This is a genomic window from Thalassobacterium maritimum (genome assembly GCF_031127805.1).
In the GTDB taxonomy this organism is placed as follows: Bacteria; Verrucomicrobiota; Verrucomicrobiia; order Opitutales; family Coraliomargaritaceae; genus Thalassobacterium; species Thalassobacterium maritimum.
Map to the genome: position 1 here is coordinate 57,265 of NZ_JARXHW010000029.1, position 7,479 is coordinate 64,743.

The following is a 7,479-nucleotide window of genomic DNA, read 5'->3' on the forward strand; positions in this document are numbered from 1 at the left end:
AATGGAATAAATCACAGATCCAAAATAGGGCGAGAGGAGCAAACAGCTATCTACGGCGGCGCGCCTTAACGACACAAACAAATCCGATGGCAGAGAGACCCAAAATCGCAGCAAAGTTTGATGCTTCTGGCACTGTCACAGTTGCATTCGAAATCGTCATACTATTCAAGTTCGCACTGGCACCCGCACTCGCCATATAGAAACCAATAGTATCAAAGGTCGCCGGATAGGCAGATGCAAAATAATCCTCGTAGCTCGCTACAATCGTACTACTACCAAAATTTCCAGAGACCAGAAGATCATCTCCAGAGCGCTCTAAAAACAAATTCAGTGCAACTGCGACATTATCACCAAAACTCTGATTGGCAGGCGCATCAGTCACTGTACCAGTCGTCGTCGACGAGGTAGAAAACGGAGTTGAACTCCCTGCCTCCCTGCGGTAGATGTTTGAATTACCCGAAGCAAAGAAAATCCCCGTCCAGTCTTCTCGATAAGATGTTTGATCAGGGGAAGTAGCAAGTCTATCACTGACGATTGCGGTGGTTAACTGCGAACCGCTATCATATATTCCAAATCGGAAATCAACAACTGTGCGTGAGGTAGTTACGGTGGCGTAATCAAATGTGATACCGGCTGAGTAACTCAACGTATCCCCATCCGACAAAGTCACTGGAGAGCTTGGGTCCGCAAAATGCGACCAGAAATACGTTTGCGCCCCAGTGTCAGTTCCACCGTAATTGAGAGTTGCCGTATTGGTCGCACCATTATCGATACTAGTGCCAGTATTAAATGAATACCAATCATCAGCGGCATACGTTTGCGCGCTTCCGACATTTAGACCGAAGGCTAAACCAACGGTAACAAGTGATAAATTGCGAAGGAGGTGTAGTTGTTTTTTAGTAGTCATGATGGTTTTCTAGCTGGTGACGTCGCTGTTGCAATAAAACTGTGATGAATACTGATTCATTGGCTTGTTCTTAAGCCTAGAAATGCTATTCCTCAACTAATGGAACCCCCAAAACGCATCACTCAAAGGGATCTCGCTCAACTGCTGAACATGAGTCAGGTCACTGTATCCAGAGCCTTGAGCAATAGCTCTTTAGTATCAGAAGCGACCAAGGAATCCGTAATGCAGGCCGCCGCTAAACTAGGCTATCAGCCTGATCCCGCACTCAGTAGCCTGAACGCTTATCGCCGGACAAAGCAACCCATCAAAAACGGTCAAACCCTAGCATGGATCACTGGCCAAGAGGCAACTAAATCAAGTATATGGTACCAAGGCGCATTACAGCAAGCTCACAACTACGGTTACCACATGGAAACATTCAGCCCAAACTCAAAGGGGATGACTCCAGCGCGCGTAATGCAAATACTACACAATCGTAATGTTAGCGGTTTAATTTTCGCACCTCGTCGTCAAGCTCACACGCAACTAAATATCGACCTAAAGAATTTCTGCGCGGTCGCGATCGGTTACACACTTCAATCTCCCATCGTGGACCGTGTGATTACTGACCACCATCGCAACCTCATGATCTGTTTCCAAAAGTTATATCAGGCTGGCTATCGTCGCATTGCCATGGCCACTTCCGATAGCACTGAGCAACGGATCGAAGGTCGCCGTATCAGTTCTTACTTATATCAATTACACAAACATCCGGATGCTGAAAAAATACCCATCCTCGAATATCCTAATACGATTGAAAAAATCCCTCGGGCAATCATCCCCTGGATTGAAAAATGGCGTCCCGATGCCATTCTTTACCAGAACCCTCATGTCCTGAGTGCCTGCCGTGACTACGGAATCAAAATCCCAGAGGACATTGCTTTCGCATCCATCGCTCTGAACCCCCGATGGCCCAAAAACGAAGATTATTCCGGAGTGGACGAACTCTATCCACAAATAGGAGCCTTCGCCGTTGATACATTGGTGGCTCATATCCGAAAAAACGAACGTGGAATTCCCAAAGAACGACGCGTGCATATGCTGGAAGGAAGGTGGATCGCTGGATCAACAATGCGACACGCCAAGCACTAAGCATTCAGCCACTACCATATAATCTGTATTATACCTCACACCATACTTCTATGGAACAAGATGAATCCGAACGGAAGCAACGTATCATCCGCGACAGTACACCTCACTGACCACACTGAGGTTGGCCAATATATTCAGGTTCACACTGAATTAGAAATGTTTCACATGATTTCTCACCGCTAGACGAGTTGATCGAAAACAACAGCCCGCAGATCAACGATCTGCAGGCTGTATATGAACAAGGCATCTACTGTCGAAAGCGAGACCCATACGGATGCCAAACGACTAGTGCATATCGACCACGACATCTCCGATACCAGAACGAAGGAAACTAAAACGCACTTCAGGGTGATCCGCCAACAAGGACATTGGAACCGCACTATCGGCAATCTTCTTTGAAATCATCAATGCACTCAAACGCATACCAAATGGATTGTCATGGTGGCCCGGATGCCAAATGGAAACAGCGTCAGCCTTCCAGGTTTCCTGAGGCCCCACTGTGGCGGCATGGGTTGGAATCATACTGACATTGCCACCACCGCTGGTACGCGCATTTTGTATCAACGTAACTGGATGCAGTTTGACAATACGTGTCGCCAACTTCCGATACTCTTCGGGCGTAGGCGGCGCATCGGCATATTGCCCTTCACGTGGCAAAGGATCATTGAATGCCCAGTGTTTAATCTCGCCTTGGCCACCTTGCATCAACGCACAACGCACTTGATCATAGCTATCACTATATGCCTGCAAGTCTCCACTAGGGAAATGCTTATTCGCAGTCGGCATCGCTAACTCCTCTCGAATACGATCAAAACACTGGGTGTTATCACAGCGTGCGAACGACAAGGGATGGGACTCTTCAACCGGAACTCCATTCTCCAACCATTCGTCCATGCCCCAGAAATGCGCATCTAGCTTTCCGAGATTCATATCCAATGCATTCACCATCTGAGCAACCAGTGGCAGTTGCTCCGTCGGACCAACGGGACCGCAAATTCCAACAGGATTATCCGACGTTGATTGCTTCCACGCATTCAAATACTCCAGCGCTTGAGCCGTGTATAATTCTTGCGGTGTATCATAGATCCGGACCGTGAACCCAGGACGTGATAATTGTTCAAGATCCTTCGCCGACAAGCGAGCGGCGTCTTGCAGAAGGTCAGCTTCCAAAGTCGTGTAATCCCACCACCCTTCGGCTAGTTTACTAATTGGTCTAGGCATAATTTAATCTATTGGTTCAGTTAATCGTTTTTGTGAAAATTTGAATTTTTAAGACAGGAAGATCCTAGCAGTTCAGCGATCGGATCAAAGTCAGACGGTCCGAAGCCCAATGGATTGTGGCGTATCAAACCTTCCGCCAGCGAGAACGCTCCCGAACGCTGCCCCATCGCTGTAGCCATCTCAGTCATCTCAGTTTCGAGAACGGACATTCCTTGCGTGTCTTCAAGCCACTGCGCCTGACTCTTGTGGCAGTTCAGCATGGCAGTCTTTGTAGCGATCACATCACTAATGTCGATAAATCGCTCTGGCGTCACCGTTCGCCCAAAGGGATCCTGTAGTCCATGTGGCATCGCGTGATACACGGCTACCGGCTTATCATACGGCTCAACAAATGGATCACACTTCGCATTCTTCATGCCACGAGATATTGCGGCAGTTACCGCCAATCGCGCACTATTTTGATGATCTTCCATGTAATCCGCAAGCGCCTGAGTTAGTACAATGTCTGGCTTCACTCGCCGAACTGCCGCGATGACTTTAGCCAACGACTCTTGATTATAATAAACCTCTAGATCAGGAAACAGTGGCGGATGCATCATCGCCCCCATTACGCTAGCCGAAGCCTGTGATTCTTCCCAACGAACCCGGACACACTCTTCTGGACTTAAAGTAGAACTCCCTAAAGAACCATCCGCTAAGTTCATCATGTGAATTTCGACTCCACGCGATTTCAATTGGAGCAAAGTCCCGGCCAACATGAACTCAATGTCGTCGGGGTGCGCAACTATAGCTAAAGCAATCATATTGAATTAAATCTTACAGCATGCGGCAGAAAAAAACTGCCTTGAGCTTGCACAATAACAATACTAAATTAACCTCCACGAGCTCCAGAAGCGCAAACTGAAGCCAACAGTAAGAGTCCCTAGCATAATCCTTCACCCTATAAAAAAAAATATAATCTGAGAACATGTTGCCACATGAAGCAAAAATCGAACTTCTGGCAGCCAGTCAGTACGGACTTAAAACCACCACATTTGAAAAGGAATGCGTAGATTTCCACTGGCATTTCCACCCTGAAGTCGAATTAGTGTGGATCGAATCCGGGGAAGGACTACTACACGCGGGCCAAGCGCTGTTCCCCTATCAAGCGGGACAATTAGTTTTAGTAGGCGCCAACCTCCCCCACGCCTATGGGTCCGCTCCCAGCCAACGCAAGGGAGCGAAATGGACCACTCTTCACTTTCGTCCATCAGTGTGGGGAAATGAATTCTGGCGGCTTCCCGAAAACAATCGTATCTTTGATTTACTCGAGCGCGCAGGCTGTGGCTATCTTTACTCCAATAAAACTGCTGCACAAGCAGCCGAGTTCCTAGTTCACATTCAAAACCCAAAGCCTGGAGATATGCCTCTGGCTCGACTACTCAATCTGCTAGATCTATTAGCCAGAGATGAAAGCGGACGTAAGCTCAACCCGCAGTCCGTGAGTGGCGGCAAGGTCGAATTACAGGATACTCGCCTGCAATTAGTACTCAGGAAACTAGAGCAGACCTCTCACGAACCAGGACTCACTCAAGCAGAAGCAGCTCAATGGATAAAGATGTCGCCCCCGGCCTTTTGTCGCTACTTCAAACGATTAACTGGCCGAAAATTTCAACACCACCTCAACGAATTGCGCATTTCACGAGCCTGCGCGAGCCTATTGGGAACTGAAAAATCAATTACAGAAATCGCATATGATTCAGGCTTTAACAATCTATCAAATTTCAACCGTCGTTTTAAAGAATTCACACAACACACCCCTCGCTCCTACCGCCAAACACAAGGTGGGCTCATTTCCAGTAAAACATAAATGATACATCAACCAAAGTGAACGAGAAAAGCCCCCCCGAATGAAACAACCATTCCGAATCTCAGGAGCTACCAACAAAAAGCCCTAAGTCATTAAACTTAGGGCTTTTATGTGATGGAGGCGCGGGTCGGAATCGAACCGACGATAGAGGATTTGCAGTCCTCGGCCTTACCACTTGGCGACCGCGCCATCACTTGTTAAGGCGGCTAGTAGATGGATATAAAAGTCGAGATCAAGCGAATTTTTGTTAAAATTTCAGTTTGTCCAAATATAAAGAATAGGTCTGACTCTCCGCACACTCCACATGCCTTCCCAACACGATAATTCTCAATCCTCCAGCTCGCGAAAAAAATCGAAACGCCGCTCGCGCAGTACGACAAAATTCATTCCCAACCTGCAGCAACTCACCAATGCAGCGGCCGAGCTCCCAGACCCCGATCTCTGGCCAGAAAAGACCTATCAATGCCCGATCGAAATCGACGGCAAACAGCGCACCATCGACTTCGCTCTTAAATCCATTAATCGCGGCAAAGTGCTAGCCCCACGCTGGACCTATGAAGGTCGTATATTGATTCGCAAGCGCGACGCCTGATCCAGTGAACTCAGAGCAAGGGCTCTCGGAATGCTCGGCGCCATAAATACACAAGCGACACAGCTGCAGCCGAAGCCCATAATAGCGTCCACAAGCACAGCTAATTACACGTCAGCATCTGGCTTCCACATTGACGCTGAGCACTTAAAGACCTACAGTAAGTCTTGACGGCAAAAGCAAGCCTTGCCCCCGTCTCTACCTCAACCCCACCATGCTATGTTCAACAAGAAATCAGTCGACATTGCTGTCCTCGGCGCAGGTCCCGTAGGACTCACCGCAGCCCATATCCTCGCCGATCAAGGAATGGACTTCACCCTCCTCGAACGCGCAGCAGGCACACACACCCATAGCTACGCCCTCGCACTCCATCCTGACACCCTAGAACTGCTAGATACCCTCGGTATCGTAGCCCCAATACTCCAGCGGGCACTACGCCTACAAAGATCCACCATCTTTGACCCAAGTAACAAACAACGAGCTGTCATCGACTACGGAGCACTCCCCGTAAAATACCCCTTCCTCGCCGTCATTGCGCAGAGCGACCTCGAAGACATCCTAGTAGCCACACTTGCGAAAAAAGGCCACACTCCCCAATGGAACCACCGCGTGCGCTGCATTGAACCCTCTGCCGAGGGCGTACGCTTCACCGTGGACCACCTAATGGAAGGCAGCACCGGCTACGCCATCGCACACAGCGAACAAGAAATCGACAAAATCTACGAGTATCAATCCAACTATATGATTGCGGCCGATGGCTACGAGTCAATGGCACGCAAGGCTGCCAACATCGGCTTCCCGGAGATCAAATCCAGCTTAGACTATGCAGTTTTTGAATTTGAGACCAACACCCGCCTACTCACCGAGATGCGTATGATGGTCGACAATGACAAGACGCACATCTACTGGCCACTCGGCAAAGGCCGCTGCCGCTTCAGCTTTCAAATGCCCCCTAACTTCGCCCAAAAGCACTCCTTCAATAAGGACCATGCTATGGTCGACAATGAGGCTCAAGAAAGCTCTGAATTGAGTAATGCCCACCTCGATCACCTGCTACACACTCATGCCCCCTGGTTCATAGGCTCCTCCAGCGATGTCAAATGGCGTGTCATGGTGCACTTCGAAAAGCACCTCGCCGACAGCTTTGGCAACGGCCGCGTATGGCTCGCTGGTGACGCTGCCCACATGGCTGCACCTGCAGGCATACTCAGCATGAACGTCGGCATGCTCGAAGGCGCCGACCTCGCTGAAAAGCTCAGCATAGACAGCAACGAAGATGGACGTCAATTTCGCCTCAACGCCTACAACCTAGACCGCGTCACAGAATGGCGACGCCTACTTGACATCGACCAAAACATCCAAGGCCAAGGCAACACGGCCGAGTGGCTGCTGCGCCACCGAAACAACATCATCGGCAACATTCCCGCCTCAGGAAACAGCTACCAAGCCATTTTAGAACAGCTTCAACTACACGAAAGCATAGCCGTCTCATAAGCACCAAGTGCTCATTCCAACAAAATCGAACGGAAGATAGACTGAAAACACAGTCCAGGCTTGCCAAGTGGCCCCGAGGTCACTTTCTTGCTCAATCTTTCAGGAGAAGTGGCAGAGTGGCCGAATGTGACTGACTCGAAATCAGTTGTACCCGAAAGGGTACCGGGGGTTCGAATCCCTCCTTCTCCGCCATTCGACGCGCTACGCTTGCTCATGGCAGGCCAAAAGAGTTGAAAATTAAGACGAGCTATGGAATTTCCCAAAGACTTAAAGCGCGTCGAATGCCCT

The 7,479-nt window shown here is 49.2% G+C and carries 7 protein-coding genes and 2 tRNA genes; 5 read left to right on the plus strand and 4 right to left on the minus strand.

Annotated features, from left to right (window positions below):
• Positions 1-46: 46 nt before the first annotated feature.
• Positions 47-907 carry a hypothetical protein gene (locus tag QEH52_RS12660; RefSeq protein ID WP_308950917.1) on the minus strand — a complete coding sequence of 287 codons (861 nt, stop codon included), beginning with the start codon at positions 905-907 and terminating at the stop codon, positions 47-49.
• Positions 908-1,006: 99 nt separating this feature from the next.
• On the opposite strand from QEH52_RS12660, the gene QEH52_RS12665 reads away from it, so the two are divergent.
• Entirely contained in the window at positions 1,007-2,038 is a 1,032-nt protein-coding gene (locus tag QEH52_RS12665) for a LacI family DNA-binding transcriptional regulator (protein WP_308950918.1), read from the plus strand.
• A 285-nt stretch (positions 2,039-2,323) separates the two neighbouring features.
• On the opposite strand, the gene QEH52_RS12670 is transcribed toward QEH52_RS12665, so the two are convergent.
• Positions 2,324-3,259 carry a sugar phosphate isomerase family gene (locus QEH52_RS12670; protein WP_308950920.1) on the minus strand — a complete coding sequence of 312 codons (936 nt, stop codon included), beginning with the start codon at positions 3,257-3,259 and terminating at the stop codon, positions 2,324-2,326.
• Positions 3,260-3,279: 20 nt separating this feature from the next.
• On the minus strand, positions 3,280-4,062 hold the full coding sequence (locus QEH52_RS12675) for a PIG-L deacetylase family protein (RefSeq protein WP_308950921.1): 783 nt from the start codon (positions 4,060-4,062) through the stop codon (positions 3,280-3,282).
• 164 nt (positions 4,063-4,226) lie between these two features.
• On the opposite strand from QEH52_RS12675, the gene QEH52_RS12680 reads away from it, so the two are divergent.
• Positions 4,227-5,108: an AraC family transcriptional regulator gene (locus QEH52_RS12680; protein WP_308950923.1), complete on the plus strand. Its 882-nt coding sequence runs from the start codon at positions 4,227-4,229 to the stop codon at positions 5,106-5,108.
• 115 nt (positions 5,109-5,223) lie between these two features.
• On the opposite strand, the gene QEH52_RS12685 is transcribed toward QEH52_RS12680, so the two are convergent.
• A tRNA-Cys gene (locus tag QEH52_RS12685) sits at positions 5,224-5,297 on the minus strand.
• A gap of 115 nt (positions 5,298-5,412) precedes the next feature.
• On the opposite strand from QEH52_RS12685, the gene QEH52_RS12690 reads away from it, so the two are divergent.
• From QEH52_RS12690 to QEH52_RS12700, 3 genes are all read left to right on the plus strand, one after another.
• Complete coding sequence (locus tag QEH52_RS12690; RefSeq protein ID WP_308950925.1) at positions 5,413-5,700, plus strand: hypothetical protein; 288 nt, start codon at positions 5,413-5,415, stop codon at positions 5,698-5,700.
• A 216-nt stretch (positions 5,701-5,916) separates the two neighbouring features.
• A complete protein-coding gene (locus QEH52_RS12695) occupies positions 5,917-7,191 on the plus strand; it encodes an FAD-dependent oxidoreductase (RefSeq protein WP_308950926.1) in 1,275 nt (424 codons plus the stop codon).
• Between the two features lie 102 nt (positions 7,192-7,293).
• A tRNA-Ser gene (locus QEH52_RS12700) sits at positions 7,294-7,383 on the plus strand.
• Positions 7,384-7,479: the final 96 nt, after the last annotated feature.